The organism is Candidatus Scalindua japonica (genome assembly GCF_002443295.1).
Lineage (GTDB): Bacteria > Planctomycetota > Brocadiia > Brocadiales > Scalinduaceae > Scalindua > Scalindua japonica.
Genome location: NZ_BAOS01000031.1, coordinates 54,793 through 72,247, shown reverse-complemented (window position 1 = coordinate 72,247; position 17,455 = coordinate 54,793). Strand labels below are relative to the sequence as shown.

The 17,455-nt window shown below is 41.3% G+C and carries 17 protein-coding genes; 6 read left to right on the top strand and 11 right to left on the bottom strand.

Annotated features, from left to right (window positions below; all coding sequences use genetic code 11):
• Positions 1-91: 91 nt before the first annotated feature.
• Positions 92-982 (top strand): DUF4438 domain-containing protein, encoded by an 891-nt coding sequence (locus SCALIN_RS17855; protein WP_096895819.1) that lies wholly within the window; start codon positions 92-94, stop codon positions 980-982.
• 85 nt (positions 983-1,067) lie between these two features.
• Here SCALIN_RS17855 and SCALIN_RS17850 read toward each other — a convergent pair whose 3' ends face one another.
• Positions 1,068-1,721 carry a protoglobin family protein gene (locus SCALIN_RS17850; RefSeq protein ID WP_096895818.1) on the bottom strand — a complete coding sequence of 218 codons (654 nt, stop codon included), beginning with the start codon at positions 1,719-1,721 and terminating at the stop codon, positions 1,068-1,070.
• A gap of 613 nt (positions 1,722-2,334) precedes the next feature.
• Here SCALIN_RS17850 and SCALIN_RS17845 point away from each other — a divergent pair.
• Positions 2,335-2,631 (top strand): hypothetical protein, encoded by a 297-nt coding sequence (locus SCALIN_RS17845; protein ID WP_096895817.1) that lies wholly within the window; start codon positions 2,335-2,337, stop codon positions 2,629-2,631.
• 127 nt (positions 2,632-2,758) lie between these two features.
• The gene (locus tag SCALIN_RS17840) at positions 2,759-3,292 is read left to right on the top strand and encodes a rhodanese-like domain-containing protein (protein ID WP_096895816.1); all 534 of its coding nucleotides are present in this window, start codon (positions 2,759-2,761) and stop codon (positions 3,290-3,292) included.
• 11 nt (positions 3,293-3,303) lie between these two features.
• Here the strand turns inward: SCALIN_RS17840 and zwf are convergent, their stop codons facing one another.
• From zwf to SCALIN_RS17815, 5 genes are all read right to left on the bottom strand, one after another.
• Positions 3,304-4,833 (bottom strand): glucose-6-phosphate dehydrogenase, encoded by a 1,530-nt coding sequence (gene zwf, locus SCALIN_RS17835; protein ID WP_096895815.1) that lies wholly within the window; start codon positions 4,831-4,833, stop codon positions 3,304-3,306.
• Positions 4,830-6,251, bottom strand: a complete 1,422-nt coding sequence (gene gndA / locus SCALIN_RS17830; protein WP_096895814.1) for an NADP-dependent phosphogluconate dehydrogenase — start codon at positions 6,249-6,251, stop codon at positions 4,830-4,832. The genes zwf and gndA overlap by 4 nt, the downstream gene beginning before the upstream one ends.
• A 130-nt stretch (positions 6,252-6,381) precedes the next feature.
• A complete protein-coding gene (gene pgl / locus SCALIN_RS17825) occupies positions 6,382-7,140 on the bottom strand; it encodes a 6-phosphogluconolactonase (RefSeq protein WP_096895813.1) in 759 nt (252 codons plus the stop codon).
• A 22-nt stretch (positions 7,141-7,162) separates the two neighbouring features.
• Complete coding sequence (gene tkt / locus SCALIN_RS17820; RefSeq protein ID WP_096895812.1) at positions 7,163-9,184, bottom strand: transketolase; 2,022 nt, start codon at positions 9,182-9,184, stop codon at positions 7,163-7,165.
• 97 nt (positions 9,185-9,281) lie between these two features.
• The gene (locus tag SCALIN_RS17815; RefSeq protein ID WP_096895811.1) at positions 9,282-10,184 is read right to left on the bottom strand and encodes a formylglycine-generating enzyme family protein; all 903 of its coding nucleotides are present in this window, start codon (positions 10,182-10,184) and stop codon (positions 9,282-9,284) included.
• A 325-nt stretch (positions 10,185-10,509) separates the two neighbouring features.
• Here SCALIN_RS17815 and SCALIN_RS17810 point away from each other — a divergent pair, with 325 nt between their 5' ends.
• Positions 10,510-11,655, top strand: coding sequence for a carboxylate-amine ligase (locus SCALIN_RS17810; protein ID WP_162532392.1), 1,146 nt, complete (start codon positions 10,510-10,512; stop codon positions 11,653-11,655).
• Between the two features lie 396 nt (positions 11,656-12,051).
• Here SCALIN_RS17810 and SCALIN_RS17805 read toward each other — a convergent pair whose 3' ends face one another.
• From SCALIN_RS17805 to SCALIN_RS17795, 4 genes are all read right to left on the bottom strand, one after another.
• Positions 12,052-12,393, bottom strand: coding sequence for a hypothetical protein (locus tag SCALIN_RS17805; RefSeq protein WP_096895809.1), 342 nt, complete (start codon positions 12,391-12,393; stop codon positions 12,052-12,054).
• A gap of 56 nt (positions 12,394-12,449) precedes the next feature.
• Positions 12,450-12,989, bottom strand: coding sequence for a hypothetical protein (locus SCALIN_RS17800; protein ID WP_096895808.1), 540 nt, complete (start codon positions 12,987-12,989; stop codon positions 12,450-12,452).
• A gap of 261 nt (positions 12,990-13,250) precedes the next feature.
• Positions 13,251-13,415 (bottom strand): hypothetical protein, encoded by a 165-nt coding sequence (locus SCALIN_RS22385; RefSeq protein WP_162532391.1) that lies wholly within the window; start codon positions 13,413-13,415, stop codon positions 13,251-13,253.
• 390 nt (positions 13,416-13,805) lie between these two features.
• On the bottom strand, positions 13,806-14,570 hold the full coding sequence (locus tag SCALIN_RS17795; protein ID WP_096895807.1) for a carboxypeptidase-like regulatory domain-containing protein: 765 nt from the start codon (positions 14,568-14,570) through the stop codon (positions 13,806-13,808).
• Between the two features lie 193 nt (positions 14,571-14,763).
• Between SCALIN_RS17795 and greA the strand changes: the two genes are divergently transcribed.
• Entirely contained in the window at positions 14,764-15,234 is a 471-nt protein-coding gene (gene greA, locus SCALIN_RS17790; protein ID WP_096895806.1) for a transcription elongation factor GreA, read from the top strand.
• A 75-nt stretch (positions 15,235-15,309) separates the two neighbouring features.
• Here the strand turns inward: greA and SCALIN_RS17785 are convergent, their stop codons facing one another.
• Positions 15,310-15,525 (bottom strand): hypothetical protein, encoded by a 216-nt coding sequence (locus SCALIN_RS17785; RefSeq protein WP_096895805.1) that lies wholly within the window; start codon positions 15,523-15,525, stop codon positions 15,310-15,312.
• A gap of 260 nt (positions 15,526-15,785) precedes the next feature.
• Between SCALIN_RS17785 and SCALIN_RS17780 the strand changes: the two genes are divergently transcribed.
• Positions 15,786-17,402: a sodium:solute symporter family transporter gene (locus SCALIN_RS17780; protein ID WP_096895804.1), complete on the top strand. Its 1,617-nt coding sequence runs from the start codon at positions 15,786-15,788 to the stop codon at positions 17,400-17,402.
• Positions 17,403-17,455: the final 53 nt, after the last annotated feature.

Here is a 17,455-nt window from a genome sequence, read left to right as displayed (position 1 = left end):
ATTACGCAAATTTTTATCAAATAAAAAAACTAAATAGATTTCACTTATTAATTTCCAAAACAGCATACTTTGAACCGAAGGAGTTATAAAATTGATTAAAACCAACGAAAAAAAATTAGTCATGCAATCTGTAACAGGACAGATATCAAGTCCTACTTTTGCCAACACACCATACGTTATCAGCGCTGATGGTAAACCACTTGTCCTACCGAGTGTTGGTGGAATCACTTATAATGTCAGGACAGGAGATCCGGCCATTGGATGGGCAGCCGATCATGTAGAACCGGGAGTCAGTATAACAAATACAGAGAAACCTACAGGGAGCTGGTCACCAAATGCCGGACTTAACACACTGGCATGTGCCGGAAATGAAGTAAAGGTTGTATCAGGAGATGCCAAGGGAGCCAAAGGATTTGTAACCGGAAAGCATGGAGGCATAGAACATGTGATAGTAGATTTTCCAACAAAGGTACTTGAAAAGATGGTAGTCGGTGATAAGATGCAGATTAAGGCATATGGCACAGGATTGGTATTGTCAAACTATTATCCGGACATACACATAATGAACATCTCTCCCAGCCTCTTATCAAAGATACCCGCAAAAGAGTCGAAAGGCACTATAAAATTTCCTGTAACCCATATAGTACCGGCAGCAATTATGGGGTCCGGACTAGGCTCAAACCATAGCTATTCAGGAGATTATGACATCCAGATGTTTGATGAAAAAATTGTTAAGAAATTCGGACTTGGAACACTACGATTTGGTGATTTCGTAGCTATTTCTGACGCAGACCACACCTATGGAAGAATCTACAAGACGGACGCCATTTCAATAGGTATCATTGTTCATTCAGACTGTGTAATCGCCGGCCATGGCCCTGGTGTAATGACAATACTCACATCAAGCAAAGGAAAAATCACTCCGGTAATAAATAAAAAATCAAATTTATCACATTATTTAAAACTGAAAAAGTCGCAATAATCAACCACGCTTGCTATAAAATTATCACCCGCCCGGATCAATATGATGTCCGGGCGGGAACAGAAAATTTATAACACCATAATCATTACATCCATGAAGGCAAATATTCGATATGGTAAAGATCGATAACCAACCAGAAGAGCTTTGTCCAGGCAGTCGTAATTCGACGTAACTTATCAGGGTCACTCCTCAGCTCCTCAGCAAACAGGTTAAACAAATATTGATGGATATAACCCCAGAGTGCGATATTCAATCTCATAGGTATATACATTTCCTCCAACCCGAATGTAGGTACATGTATAGCACCAACCCATCGAACATGGTTTAAAAAATCTTCATCCCATTTGCACTCCAATATCCGAAGAAGAAACTTCTGCTGCTTTGCCCTTCGAACGTCAACATATTGCCTGGAAATCTTCCCTGTTTCATCCCTGAACCACCTGGACAACCATGGGTCAGTAATCAGTTTTTCATAATAAATATGATCAAGGATTGTTTTCAAGTTTGCGGCAATTATATCCGATGATTCTTTAATCGCCTCTGTATCTTTATCAGTGAAACCGACACACTGGGCCATATACTCAAAGCGCTTAACAATATCAATACTCGTCTCCCGGTGAAGGTCCCACGCTTTTTTAAATTCTGGAATATCCAGTACCGCTGTCGGCTTACCGGATGCTTTTTTATCTTTCGCTTCCATAGGGTACATCTTCATGTATGCTTCTGACATAATTGACATATACTAATTTCCTCCTTTTTAAAAATAGTAAACTTAAAACAGAATATTAACAACAGTGATTGTTAAATAATAACTATTATTACACAACAGTCAACCTGTTTTTATAAATAAATCATATGTAATTGCTATCACACAATTTAGTAGATAATAAGGATTCGTTAAATTATAATCAATATAGTACCCAAAATAAACAACTAAACGGCTGACTTTTGTTTCAGAAGACCTGGAAGATATAGATGCATAGCACTGTCTGCGAGGAGCGTACGGTAATACAGACATAGCTTATATCCTTAATGACCAACGGTGGAAGGGCGATTGAAAAAGGATGACAAAGAGACGATATCTAAGAACAATCGGAATGTCAACCATACATACTCAACCGGGAATTTATTCAGATAATTAATAGAGCAGACGTATAAGTCCCATTATAGAGAAGGATGAAACCACATGCAACGCCACATATGGTACTAATGAACTATTAATATACTATAAAGAGTACGCATGTTTTATTCGAGTCGAGTTTATGCGCAGGCTCAATAATTAAAATGGTTAAATAATTGGATAAAGTTTACCAAAAACGATCTGTTAACTGAAAAAAAAGAGGGATAGCCAGATGATAACAAAATCTGATTGGGACCAACCTGATGAGAGAGCCTACTTCCACCCAATTTCACCGGATTGCATATCAAAATTAGCGGAGATTGTTTCATCGCTCAGCAATGGTAAGATAGATGTTGAAACCGCATTTAGAACGTATGAGCAAATACTCAGTGACGAAATAAGTGACCAGGAATTTCTTTCCTTTGCAATAGGAAACCTCAATGAACTCTCTTCGTACATTGCTAAAGGAAATAAAAATATCAGAATCCACAGGAATGATGTAGATGAGTTATGGTTTGATGCGGAATAACAAGGTGGGCCTTTTTCAACGTATGCCGTAAAATAAAAAAACCTTGCTTTCGTAAGCCTACCTGCTATTTGTCGGGCAGTGAATCCTATACTGGAATCCAGTAGAAATGTAGGAACTATTTGTAAAAATGAAAAAGAAGATACTTCTTATATTTACCGCAATGCTAGCCGCAACAGGAGTGGGAGCAAATACAGGATGCTCAAACAGTTATGAAGCACCAATCTGGTCAGAGGTCATACAAGACGTCAGAAACAAATACCCTGATGTTAAACAACTCCAGACTGATGAGCTATATTCATGGCTAACCAACCTCAAAAAAGAGTCTATCTTTTTAATTGACGCAAGAACAAAAGAAGAATTTCAGGGCAGTCATATTTCGGGGGCAGAAAACATTTCGTATAAGTGTAAAAATCTCTTAAAATACCTGACAAACATCAGGCCAGATACTCCTATCGTTGTTTACTGTTCAGTAGGATACCGTTCTTCCAACCTGGCAGGTAAATTACAAACACTGGATTTTAAGGAAGTGTATAATCTGGAAGGTTCAATCTTTAAGTGGGCAAATGAAGGAAGGCCTCTTGTTCAGGGACAAAAAAAAGTCTATTGCGTCCACCCATACAACACCCATTGGGGTAGCCTGCTTGAAAAGAAATACCATTAGCAAAGCCTCATTTACAGTGCCTTCGACTTTCTTATGTCGTTAGTAATAAACTCATCTGCTGCATATGGACCCCAGGTCCCGGCCCGATAGAGGTGAATATGTGGTACTTCTTCACTGGCCCATCCATCAAGCACACCATTCACTAATCTCCATGCCGCCTCTACTTCATCCTGACGAATAAAGAGGGTAGTATCACCAAGTATTGCATCTACAATCAATCGTTCATATGCTCCCGGTGATTCAACGCCAAAAACATCTTCATAGCAAAATTCCATGTCATTAGGCTCTAAAACCATTTTTTGTCCCGGGACCTTCATTCCTATTGACAGACGTATACCTTCATTAGGCTGAACCCTTAAAGAGAGCATATTGGGTTTCATTCTTCTCCTCTCTTCTCTCTTATTATCTTGCATATGACTAAACAGGGCCAGGGGCGGTTGTCTGAACTCAATATTTACTTCAGTAAGACGATCTGCAAGGGCCTTCCCCGTACGAAAATAAAACGGCACTCCTGCCCAACGCCAGTTATCTACATGTAATTTCAGTGCGACAAAAGTCTCGGTTACTGAATTAGGCTGTACACCATTTTCTCTCAAATAATCCGGAATCAGTTTTCCATCTATAGTCCCTGCAGCATACTGACCACGAATGGAACATTCGCTGGCTTCATTGACTTTAATGGGAGGTATCGCGCTTAACAACTTAACTTTTTCATCACGTACTGCATCCGGTGCAAAAGAAGCAGGTGGTTCCATCGCTACAAGCGCCAACAATTGTAACATGTGATTTTGTACCATATCGCGAAGGGCTCCCGAGTTATCGTAATAACCGCCACGACCTTCCACACAAACAGCTTCAGCAACCGTGATATGAACATGGCTAACATAACGACGGTTCCAAAGCGGTTCAAATATGCTATTACCAAAACGGAATGCCATAATATTCTGAACAGTTTCTTTGCCTAGATAATGATCAATTCGATAAACCTGACTCTCATCTAATATTGCCGACAGGTTTTTATTCAAAGCACAGGCAGTTTGAAGGTTGCGGCCAAAAGGTTTTTCAATAATTACCCTGGTCCAACGGTTTTCATCATTTGGATCTGCTATATGTCCAGTCTGTCCAAGCATTCCTACAATTCCGGAAAAAACGTTTGGAGGAGTAGCCAGATAAAAGAGACGATTACTTTTATCAGCAGGTATTCCGCTCTCTTCATCAAGCTTTTCGAGAAGTTCCTTCAAATCATGAAAGCTTTTACTATTATCATAATTTCCGGTCTGGTAATAGCAGTATGAGCTGAAAACCTTCAATTCCGGGGAACCGGCATTTGGCTTAGACCGGGTAAATCCCACCAATGCTTCTTCAATTTCAACACGAAATTGTTCATGGGATTTTTCCCTTCTGGCAAACCCTACTATCGTTGTATCTTTCGCAAGGAGGCCTTCCAGGCTCGCCTCAAACAAGGCCGGTATTAATTTACGTTTCGTCAAATCACCAGACGCCCCAAAAATCACTATGGCAGTGGACTCAGATTTATTCATTTTTCCTCCCAGTCAGCATGAAAAATACCAGATTTATCAATACGTTCAAATGTATGTGCCCCGAAAAAATCTCTTTGTGCCTGAATCAAATTGGCCGGAAGGCGTTCACTGCGGTAAGCATCATAATAGGCCAATGACACACTCATCGCCGGCATGGGTATGCCCATTTCTACAGCACACTTGATGGTAAAACGCCAGGCATCCTGCCGTGTATTTATCGCCTTTTGAAACTCCCCGTCTACCAGCAGATTAGCTAATTCCCTGTTACGATTATAAGCATTTGTTATATCATTAAGGAACCTTGCCCTGATAATACAACCTGACCTCCAGATCCTGGCGATGGTACCAAGGTCCAGGTTATAATTGTATTCATCTGAAGCCTTTTTAAGCAAACTCATCCCCTGCGCGTAAGAACAGATCTTAGACGCATATAACGCGTCACGAACTGCGTCAATCAGCTTTTGTTCGGACCCGCCTGTATATTTTCCGGTTGGGCCTGTTAATATACCAGAAGCTTTTACTCTTTCCTCTTTTTGAGAAGAGAGAATTCTGCCATCAACTGCCGCAGTTATTGTAGGGATTGCGGCCCCCAGTTCCAGAGCATTTATACTCATCCATTTGCCTGTGCCCTTCTGACCTGCTTTATCCAGTATTACGTCTACTAACGGTAAGCCGCTCTCTTCATCCACCTTCTTAAAAACATTCGCTGTTACTTCGATCAAAAAAGATGAGAGTTCTCCTCTATTCCATTCGGCAAAAATCTCATGAAATTGTTGAGCAGAAAGCCCAAGTGCCTGTTTGAGCAAATCATAAGCCTCCGCGATAAGCTGCATATCGCCATACTCAATACCGTTATGTACCATTTTAACATAATGGCCTGATCCACCGGGTCCAATATATGTCACACATGACTCCCCATCCTCTTCTGCCTTTGCGGCAACTGCCGTCATAATAGGTTCAACCTCCTTGTAAGCATCCCTGGAACCACCCGGCATCAGACTTGGTCCCCATAGAGCACCCTCTTCACCACCGGAAACTCCCATGCCAAAGAAATTGAATCCTTGAGACTCCAACTCCTTTGCCCGTCGTTCCGTATCAAGAAAAAAAGAGTTTCCACCATCAATAATCAAGTCACCTTTATCCAGTAAAGGGACGAGTTGTTGTATAGTCGCATCAACAGGCACCCCCGCTTTGACTAACAACATGATCTTACGAGGACTTTCAAGCGAGTCAACAAACTCCTTTAAGGTAAATGTGGGCTTGATATTTTTACCTGCCGCCGGACTTTCAATATACTTTTCTGTTGTTTCTTTCGATCTGTTATATACCGCGACACTGAAACCGTTGCGTTCAACATTCAGAACGAAATTCTGTCCCATAACACCTAGACCTATAAGGCCAAACACTTGTTTACTCATAATTATTTATGCCTCACTAATAAAAATTTGAAGTGCCTTAAGTGGACTTTAGTAACTAAAGTTAATTTAAAGCAATTATCTTTCAATTGGTTCACTTTAAACTTCAGGCGTTTTTAACTTTTTATGTAATTCAAAAAGGAAACATTACTTCTCTTCCGCTTTTATTTATTAAAACCATCGCATCAGAATCCAACATCCAATGAAGCTCGCCATTTTGTGGATTAACCATGGTTGCGGGAAGTTCTTTAACAGGTTGTTTAGTACTTATAATACGCTGTATAATTTCGGATTTCGACTTTCCCGAAACCAGAAATAAGACTTCTCTGGCTGCATTAATCACAGCCAATGTCAGCGTTACCCGCCATGTATCTAATTTTGGAACAAAAACAGCAACTACGTTCTTTTCAGACTCTTCGACCGCATCAGTTTCGGGAAAGAGTGATGCGGTATGACCGTCCTCTCCCAATCCGAGTAACACCAGATCAAAACATGGCAAACTGCCTTTAAAATGATCATTCAACAACTCTACATACTCTGCAGCAGCCAATTCCGGCGCAATCTCTCCTCGAATTCGATGAACGTTTTTGTCCGATATTTTGATATGATCAAGAAGTGTTTCCCTCGCCATTCTGAAATTACTATCATTATGTTCCGGAGGAACCATTCGTTCATCACCCCAGAAAATATGAATCCTGCCCCAATCCACCTGATCACGATTTGAATCTGATGCCAATAGAGAAAAAACGCCACCCGGAGTGCTCCCTCCTGACAATACAACATTGCACACCCCGTTATTCCTTATAGTCTGCACAATAGAGCCAACCATATGCTCTGCAGTCGCAGTTAAAAGCTTCTGCTTATTTGGATAGGCATGAATTTTCTTTTTCATACTGATCGTTGAAAAAAATTTTTCACCTCTTACTCTTCTCTACCATTTTTTTTGCAACCTCTACTATTCTCTCAGTAGTAAAGCCATACTCTTTATACAAGTCACCTGATGGAGCTGAAGCGCCAAAGCTCTTAAGTCCGAATATACCGCAATCATCCTCTCTTCCGGCATAACCATGCCAACCAAAAGTAGAACCCGCCTCAACCACAATACGGTCCTTTACAGAACGAGGTAGAACGCTTTCACGGTACGCTTTATCCTGGCTTTGAAAAAGAGTGCTGCAAGGCATGCTTACCACCCTTACATTGATCCCCTCACTTGTCAATTGATCATATACATCCAGGCATATTTTGATCTCAGAACCGGTACCTATCAGGATCATATCAGATTTCCCGTCACTCTCGATCAAAACATAAGCGCCCTTTGCAGCACCATCAGCCGAAGCGTATTTCGATCTGTCAATGGTCGGCATACCCTGCCTGCTTAAAACAAGCGCAACAGGACGGTCCTTTAGCGCCATGATATATTTCCACATCACTGATAACTCATTGGCATCCGAAGGGCGAATGACATCTAAGCCAGGCATTGCACGAAGTGATGCAAGATGCTCTACCGGCTGGTGTGTCGGCCCATCCTCACCAACACCAATACTATCATGGGTGAAGATATAGATTACTGGCAGTTTCATCAGTGAAGACAAACGGATAGCGGGACGAACATAATCTGAAAAAACAAAAAATGTGGCACCGTATGGCCTGATCTTGCTCAACGACATTCCATTAATAATTGCCCCCATAGCATGTTCACGAACACCAAAATGAAAATTCCTTCCGCCATAATCTTCCCTGTTAAAGCTGGAAGCGTCTTTTATATAAGTCTTTGTAGAAGGCCCTAAATCTGCAGAACCGCCCATGAACCAGGGTATCTTATCAGCAATCGGGTTTAGTACTTTATTGTTTGATTCCCGAGTAGCAAGCCCTTTTGAATCGGTCGGAAAATTCGGGATCACACTCTCCCAATCTTCCGGCAGTTCACCGTTCTGCATCATATCAAACTGCTTTGCCAGATCAGGATGTGCTTTCGCGTAGGCTTTCAACTTTTCATTCCATTCTTCTTCCAGTTTTGCGCCCTTTTCAATTACATCTTCTTTATACTTCGCAACTTCATCAGGCACATAAAATGTTTTGTCCGGATCACAACCATAATTTTCTTTTGTCGCTCTTACTTCATCTACACCCAGAGGCGCACCATGAGCGCCGGCCGAATCCTGCTTATTAGGACTGCCATATGCGATATGACTATCAACAATAATTATAGACGGGCGATTTAATTCTTCTATAGCCCCTTTAATTTCCTTCTCCAGGATTTCCAGATCATTAGCATCTGCAACATGCCGCACATTCCAACCGTATGCCTTGAATCGAACAGCAACATCTTCACTGAATGCCAGCGATGTTTCACCTTCAATAGTGATATTATTATTATCATAAATCCACACCAGGTTACTCAAGCCGAGATGTCCTGCCAGAGATGCCGCTTCACCGGAAATCCCTTCCATCATGCACCCATCACCCGCAATAGCAAATATATTATAATTAATTATCTCATGACCGGGACGATTGAAATATGTCCGGAGCCACCTTTCTGCCATGGCCATACCAACACTGTTTGCCGCTCCCTGCCCAAGAGGTCCAGTAGTAACTTCAACACCCGGCGCCATACCATACTCCGGATGTCCGGCACATTTACTGTGCAATTGTCTAAAATTCTTAATATCGTCAAGACTGACATCGTATCCGAATAAGTGTAATATACTATACAAAAGCATGGACGCATGCCCGGCTGATAGCACAAAACGATCTCGATTTGGCCAATCAGTATTCTGAGGAATGTGACGCATAAACCTATCCCAAAGCGTAAATGCGACAGGTGCAAGACCCATGGGGGCGCCGGGATGTCCGGAATTAGCCTTTTGAACTGCATCAATTGATAATGTTCGAATAGTATCTATGCACAGCTTATCCAGGTTCTCTTTTTCTTTCATTTTTTCTTATTCACTTTCAAAGTTATTTAATTCTATATAGTTAAAATAATATTACGTTTTCATTCCGTCTGATCAACGTAAAACTCAATATGATAATTTACATTAAAGATCTGGCACATCTGAAACCAATAGTATCATTTCTGTAATCAGGTTCATCGTAATCACGATTTGCGCAACGGATATGAATAACACCTCCACCGTTCCATGAACCACCACGTAACACCTTACAATCGCTCAGTGAGCTGTTACCTGCCTTTGAGGGCTCCAATTCGTAAATAGAAGTACCCACATCTTCCGGTCTCCCGAAAAACGGCTTATCCTCAGCTTTATCAGGCCCCTGCGGATCTCTGTCTGGGGCAGAACGGTAATACTGACTGTCAAACCAGTCTGCTGTCCACTCCCAGACGTTTCCCGCCATATCGAAGCATCCATATTCACTTCTGCCTTGTAAGTATTTTACAACAGGGGTTGTGCTTTCAATTCCGGATTCGGAGCAATTCAGTTTTGTTTTATCAAATTCATTTCCCCAAGGATATAACCTGCCATCCGTACCACGAGCAGCTTTTTCCCATTCTGCTTCAGTAGGGAGTCTTTTTCCCATATATTCTGCAAAGGCTTCTGCCTCATACCATGAAATATTTACCACCGGACAATCATCTTCACCATCCATGGCGCTGTTCACACTGTCACCGTCCAGAGGTTTTATTTTTAAAACATAATCCCATCCTGCCTTCGACCAGAAAGCTCTATTCTTATAACCACCCGATTCTATAAACCTCTTATATTCCGCATTGGTAACCGGACACTTATCAATCAGATAAGGGCCAATATAGACCTCTCTCTGCGGGATCTCTACATCAAACCTGCTCGCCTCAACATTGCGATCAAGTTCTAACAATTTTTTAATATCATCCTCCGTGCTTCCCATTAAAAACAGACCTTCTGGGACCAGTACCATCTCTTCGGGAATATCCTGCTTTTCATTATGTTTTGTTATCATAGTACTAAAGCTTATCACAGAATGTTTTTATGTCAAATAGTCTTTCTAGTAAACACGGAAAGTGTTCATAAGTAATTTTTATTACGGATCTTTTACTTGATTTACGATATGTCAAAAGATATTCTTAAAAGTGTTGAGTTTCCTTATTAAATCTTATTGTAATCGCACACTTCCCGCCCGAACAGGTACAGGAAGTTAGCCTTCGTTTGCCTGAAACATTGTATAGATGAAAAATTACTTAAACAACGCAACCTGAAGGTTGCGGCTACCCGACTGAACTGACAATTCAGGTTTTCAGTCAAAGAAAAAGAAGGAAACAGGAATCGTGAAACCGTTTAAGAGAAATGACTTTCCTACATTAGGAATAGAAGAAGAACTACATCTGATAGACCAAGAAACTGCAGAACTTACTCCTACTGTAAATGAAGTTATGGCACTCCTTGAACCTGATTTCCGGGAAAGAGTTTGTTATGAACTATTACAATGCGTTTTAGAGACACGTACCGGTGTTTATGAAACGGTAGATGAACTTTTACGAGAAACATCAAACGGCAGAACTATCCTGGCTGATTGCTGCAGTAAACTTAATGTGAACATTGTTGCCGCCGGTAGTCACCCCTTTTCCGATTGGAAAAAACAGCCCTTCGTCGACAGCGAACATTATCAATGGGTGCGTAATAATTGCAGATATATTGCCCACCGAATGCTCTCTTTTGGATTACATATACATGTCGGTGTAAAAAATGCTGAAGCAGCAATCTATATCATGAATGAAATGCGGCGCTGGGCTTATCCTCTCTTAGCCCTGTCCGCAAATTCCCCATACTACGATGGTGTAGACACCGGTCTGGTTTCCACACGCGCGCACCTGTTTCATTCTATGCCTCGAACAAAATTTGCCCCACCCTTTAAATCATTTGCAGAACTTATAGATTTCTACGAAAAATTCCTTGCGGCAGGAGACATTAGGCAGCCGGGTGATTTATGGTGGATTATTCGTCCCCAACCACCACTGGGCACTGTTGAGTTTCGTATCTTTGACATTCCCACATCCGTCCGCCGTATCGGGGCATTTGCCGCGCTTATACAGGCAGCCGTAGACACATATCAAGACAGGTTCTTTGCGGGAATACCCATAAGCAGCCTTAATGAAGGGTACCTTGAAGAAAACTGGTGGAAGGCTATAAGATATGGGATCAACACGGACATGATAGAACCTGAGACGGGAGAAATCATTTCGATCAGCGATCAACTAAAACGTCTTATTGGTCTGACCGTACCTAAGGCGAAAGAACTTCATGCAGAACATCACATCAACTTTGCTGAGAAAATGATAGAACAGGGAAGTGAAGCAAAAATACAAAGGGCCCTTTGTAAAAAACTTAATGGTGATTTACGCGCACTTGAAAAGGAGCTTGCTGTAAAAACAGTGGATTTTTCAGGGCAGAATTATCAAGCAAAATATGAGTAAACCTTGAGTCGGGAATTCACAAGTCTACGTCGGTTTGTATAATTTAATTGTGAGACAGACTGCAATTATCTTCTTCTGCAATAGCACCTCTTCACCTGGTTAAATGAACTGCCCTCAATCAAGAAAGGTATGGGACAGTTTTCCAAACGGCCTCTTTGTTATGTAGCTCGTTTGGTAACGATACAGAAGACAAGTACTAAGGTCTATGAAGTGTTAACAAACACGGACAGGCAAACAGCAGTTTGTCCATGCCACCCGACTTTCTGTTAATTAAGTAGATAACGAAACAACTGTTTGAATAACGTTTGAACTTACCAAACGATATCATATTAAATAATCAGGAACCTCTCATATAGAGATCAGGATGAACAACACCCTTTCACTTTTACACCCGGCTTACTCCACTTCCTTCATTTCCAATATTCCGCAATGACACAGGCCCGGTTCATCGGCCACTGTTCCACATTCACACATGGTGCCGCAGTCACACTCATATTCGTACTCGTCACTCATCTCTTCCCTGTCTGATGGTATCGTAGCCAGGCCGCAGACACATCTTCCACCGGGCTCATACGTCTCATAGGCACAGAGACAGCCACCGGCACAGTAACAGATATAAATAGTCTTCTTTTTACCCTCTTCCGCATTAATATTATTGGCACTGTAAAGAGATCCGCCAAAAACTACCACACAAATCGTCAGTATCGTAATTAAGTCTCTTTTTAATCCTTTTAACACTATCTATACCCCTTTCTACATGAATAGAAATTTAAGTCCAACCCATTTTACATAGGTTATTTATATCTAATATTACACCGTAAGTCAATCACACTTTCCTTTAATGACTCCTCATAAAACAATGATTTGTATGCTAAAAAACTATGTAGTGCCCATTTCCAGACATTACCATTCATATCCTGCAAACCAAAGGGGTTATCACTTCCCATTATAAATCCACCGGCCTCAATACGAATAAATCCGAAATCCTCCTCTTTCGGCAAAAACCACTTTTCAGGATCAATTCGAGGGTCTCCGATTTTCGCAAGCGCCGTCCCGGCAGAGCTTCTTTCGGTAGGACTTAATTTTGTATCAGCCGTAATCGCCTGCAGCAACCACCCCTGAATACGTTTGTGAATTTTGGCAAATCGACCCGGCCCTTTAATCAACTCCTCATCCACAAAGGCCAAAAAACCTGTTTCCTCCATAGCGCGGGCAGCCAATTGGGCATGAAAGATTGTGGCCCGAAATAAACTTTTTTCGTCGTAATCATTGGGCACCAAAGCATCAATGAGTTCGTATATATTTTCTGGTGTATTTCTGCAAGAACCAGCCACTAGAAGAAAGATCTCTCTCCACCATGGAAAAGGTCCGCATTGACCCTGTCCCTTAAATAGACTTCAAAATCTCACTTTCTTTTGATACATGAAGCGGTAAGATACTCCTGAAATGTCCTGTGTGGAAAGGCAAAAATCTTATTATCTCTCGCCTGTAAGACGCCGACCCTCTACTGGATATAGACAATTATTTTTTCGGCCTGGTTCCAGTAAATTCCTGGGGCTGACGCTAACTCCTGACACAGGTCTTCACGGAGAATATTAGCGCGCAGCGTACTGTCGCCACCCTTTCCACTCTCCCGTAACCATATACCATGTTTCGGCAAATGCCTTGATCTGCTCGTCTTTGAACAGCTCAAGTTCAACTACATGGAAATCCGTTCCAGGCAGACGCCTGGAACTCTCTTTTTGCTTCCTTAATCTCATGCTCTGGATTACGGCCCAAAGCCTCCTTTATGGATTGTCCGGGTTTACGTGTAACTCCTTTCAGAAAGAGTGTCGTAAACACATCTGAAATTATTACTAACCCTTTTTACCCTGAAAATAGTGATTTGGTCCATTTTAACTTTCCGCCTCTATTCCGGGTTTTCTCTGGATGTTTTTTCTGCACTCTCAGTTATTTGTAAATATGTGCATAGCAACCATTTAACGTTTCGATTCAATCTATAAGATGTAACCTGCAAAAGACTTCGGCTAATTTATATGTAGATTCGTCCTTACCTCTTTTTTTCTAACACGGACAGGCAAAAAACTGCTTGTCCATGCCACCGGGATGTATCAGTTTGGACTGGGGATACCGGCCATACAGCTTGGTATTTAAGGGGTGGGATCCACAATCTCAAAATAATAACCGAAGCCTATCTTTGATCTTAATGTAAGTTGCCCGATACAATAGTAATACTTTCCAGGCTCAAGCGTTAGATAACGAATGCCTACCCTGTTTGATACCTCTGAATACTTATCGTCAACCTTTTCCACAGCCCAGTCCCCTGACTCAAATGCAATGTTACCTAAAAGGTTGGTATCTGTAACCCTGTAGAGGTTTTTACCCACTACTATCGGTTCATCCTTAGAGTAATCAAGCATCATCAGCCAGATTTTACCCTGTTCAAACGCCTCTTTCGGACACTCAATCTTCGTCGACTCTCCTTTAACATAAAAACTTATGCTGCTGTCATCACGTTCCGAATAAAAACTTGAGTATTCAATCTTTTTGTAATCATTTACTCTAACCAGAAAGACCCCGCCGCTCTCAGGATATTTCCAGAAAGCTAATTGTGGTAAGTGGATATCTGAAGTGTCAAACATGTTTACAGGAATTGTCTGCTTCGCATAACCTTTCTTTCTGAACGTTATTTCTAATTTACCGGGGTTGGATTTTATCCGAAATTTACCATTCTCATCACTCTTTGCAGCAAACTTAGTCCCCTTAATCTTAACTTCAACATCTTTTACCACTTTGTCAAAACCATCTACTATTTGTCCGACTAAGGTCCCCTGTCTGGAGAATGCAGTTGAACAAAAAGAGGTTAAAGAAAAAATCAGTAATAAGGAAATTGTAATATTTTTCTTTAGATTCACAGAATTAAGCTCCTTTCAGCCAGTCCGGCTCAACACTAAGACACGAATTGCCCCGATTGGCACGGATAGATAACTACACTACACAAGATATAAAAATAAATCTACTAAATTAAACAGCATAATCTTATTGACATTATGTTTAAAATTATTTTAAATGATCTTTTTATTACCAAATAAATCCAGGAGATATAAGATGGAAAAAGTTTATATGTCACAAGATGGCTTCGAAAAATTAAAAAAAGAGTTAGATGAAATGAAAAATGTAAAGAGGCCTGAGATCCAGGAAGCGATCGCAACAGCAAGAGCATATGGCGACCTTAAAGAAAATGCAGAATACCACGCCGCCAGAGAAGCGCAGGGGATGCTCGAAGCAAAGATCAGACAACTTGAAGACAAACTTGCAAGGACAGAAATTGTAGACTCCTCCAATATCCCAACTGATGCTGTTCATTTTGGAGCAAAAGTAGAGGTCAAGGACCTGGATACAGGAGATATCGAAAACTACGAATTGGTAGGCGCGGGTGACGATGATCCGATAAATGACAAAATACTGGTCTCTTCACCTTTCGCACAGGCATTCTTAGAGCACAAAGTAAATGATGAAGTTGAGGTAAATGCGCCGGCAGGTGTATTGCGTTATAAAATATTGAAGATTGAATACTAATATAACCTTGCAGAACAAGAAAGAAAGAAATAGTTCATTGCACCCGCTAAACAAGCCGCTGGGTGCAATGAATGATTACTCAGTAGACGGCAAATGGTATTTTTCTTTAAGATTATATTCCCGGCAATGATTTTCTGTATTCCATTTCTTTTCTATCTTTGATATCAGTTGTTCAAACTTTACATGTTCCTCCTGTAGAATCTCGTCAAATACCTTATCTTGCTTCTCTTTGATCTCCTCACCAAAGATCTTAGCATTAAATGGACCCAGAAATAACCTGTTTATTCCCACCTCATTCTCCCCTTTCTGTAATTCAGAGTGTTTTTCGTGTTATTACCTGCCTGTTGGCCGACAGGATGCTTAATACATTAAACAGAGTTAAAACTCTTATGTATTTAGTATCGGATATATCCACAAAAACTTAAGGAATAAATCTCAATAACCACCATCATCTTTTTGCCTTGATTTTAAAGATATGCAAACTCATACTACATGTCAATATAGCAAGTTTGAAGTAACTTTAGTACCTGAAGTAAAACCCGCTATGAAACATGACTAATATAGACTGGGTTGTATTGACAACCTATTTGATTGGTATTATTGGACTTGGCGTCTGGCTGGCAAGACGTCAACAATCCACCGATGACTACTTTCTTGGTGGAAGAAAGATGGGACCCACTGTTATTGCCATATCTCTCGCCGCAAACCAGGTAAGTGCGATAAGCCTGGTCAGCGCCCCCGCGTTTGTAGCGCTCAAGACAGGAGGAGGTATCAAATGGCTGCAATTCGAGTTTGCCGTACCGGTTTCCATGATTGCCATAATGTTTTTACTGGTCCCCGTTTTCCGACAGCTCTCCGGTTCATCGGTATATGAATATGCTGAACGACGATTCGGGAAGAGAACACGGTTCACACTGTCAGCCCTTTTTATGTTTTCACGTGGGCTTTCAACAAGCGTAATCCTCTACACATCAGCACTGGTACTTTCTGTAATAATGGATCTGCCTATTGTTACGACTATGATTATTATGGCCATAGTTTCCATTGCGTACACAACAATTGGTGGAATAATGGCAGACGTATACAGCGACATTCTCCAGCTTATCATCCTGTACGGCGGTGTACTTGTCGCACTAATTGTATCTATAAGTATTTTGGGTAAAGATTTTTCCTCCATCTCAATTGATCCGGCCCGCCTGAATTCAATAGATTTTTCCCATCACGGTTTTGGAGACGGCCAGACCTTTGCCTTCTGGCCCATGATTATCGGGTGTATCTTTCTTTATGTAGGCTATTATGGATGTGACCAGAGCCAGGCCCAGAGATTACTTGCCACACCGGATGTCCGCCAGGCACAGAACGCGCTCATGATTAACGGATTAATCAGGTTTCCGATAGTTCTCACCTATATTATTTTTGGAGTTGTCCTGGCGGCCTTTATTCAAAGTCAACCTGACTTTGCCACTAAGATCCAGGACAAAAATCCGGATTACCTGGTACCTACATTTATGATCAACTATCTGCCGGTTGGCGTGGTAGGCCTGGTAATGGCAGGTCTATTTGCCGCTTCCATGTCGAGCATAGATTCAGCTTTTAATTCATTATCTGCCGTAACTGTTTCAGATTTTGTCCTGAAATTCAGACCTGACATTGCACAAAAACCCCTCAAGATGCTTCGCCTCTCAAAACTCATAACACTGTTCTGGGGTATACTCTGTGCGGGAGGGGCTTACTTTGTAGCAAGATCTTCTTCCACCGTAATAGAAATAGTAAACATGATAGGTTCGGCATTTTCCGGCCCGATTCTGGCTACTTTTTTAGCCGGTATTTTATTCAGGTCGATAACAGGTTCCGCTATCATCACCGGCATAATAGCTGGTACTACACTTAACTTCCTCCTGGGGCAATACGTACCTTCAATCTCATGGCTCTGGTGGGGACCAATCGGGTTCTGTACGACACTATGTATTTCACTTATATATTCAAAAATATCCACAACTGCCTCACCAGTCTCTGTAGACTGGACATTAAAAGGAATTTTAAAGAAACACCCGGAAAAGAAGAGCTGGCTTAGAGACAAGAGAGTCTATGCGCTTTTGGTATATACTTTTGTTATAATCATTATCTCAATAATAGTTTCAAGGGTTTTACATTTAATACCAGGGTAAGTGGCTAAAGTTAAAGGAAGGACAATTTTCTTTTTCAACTTCAGGCGTTTTAG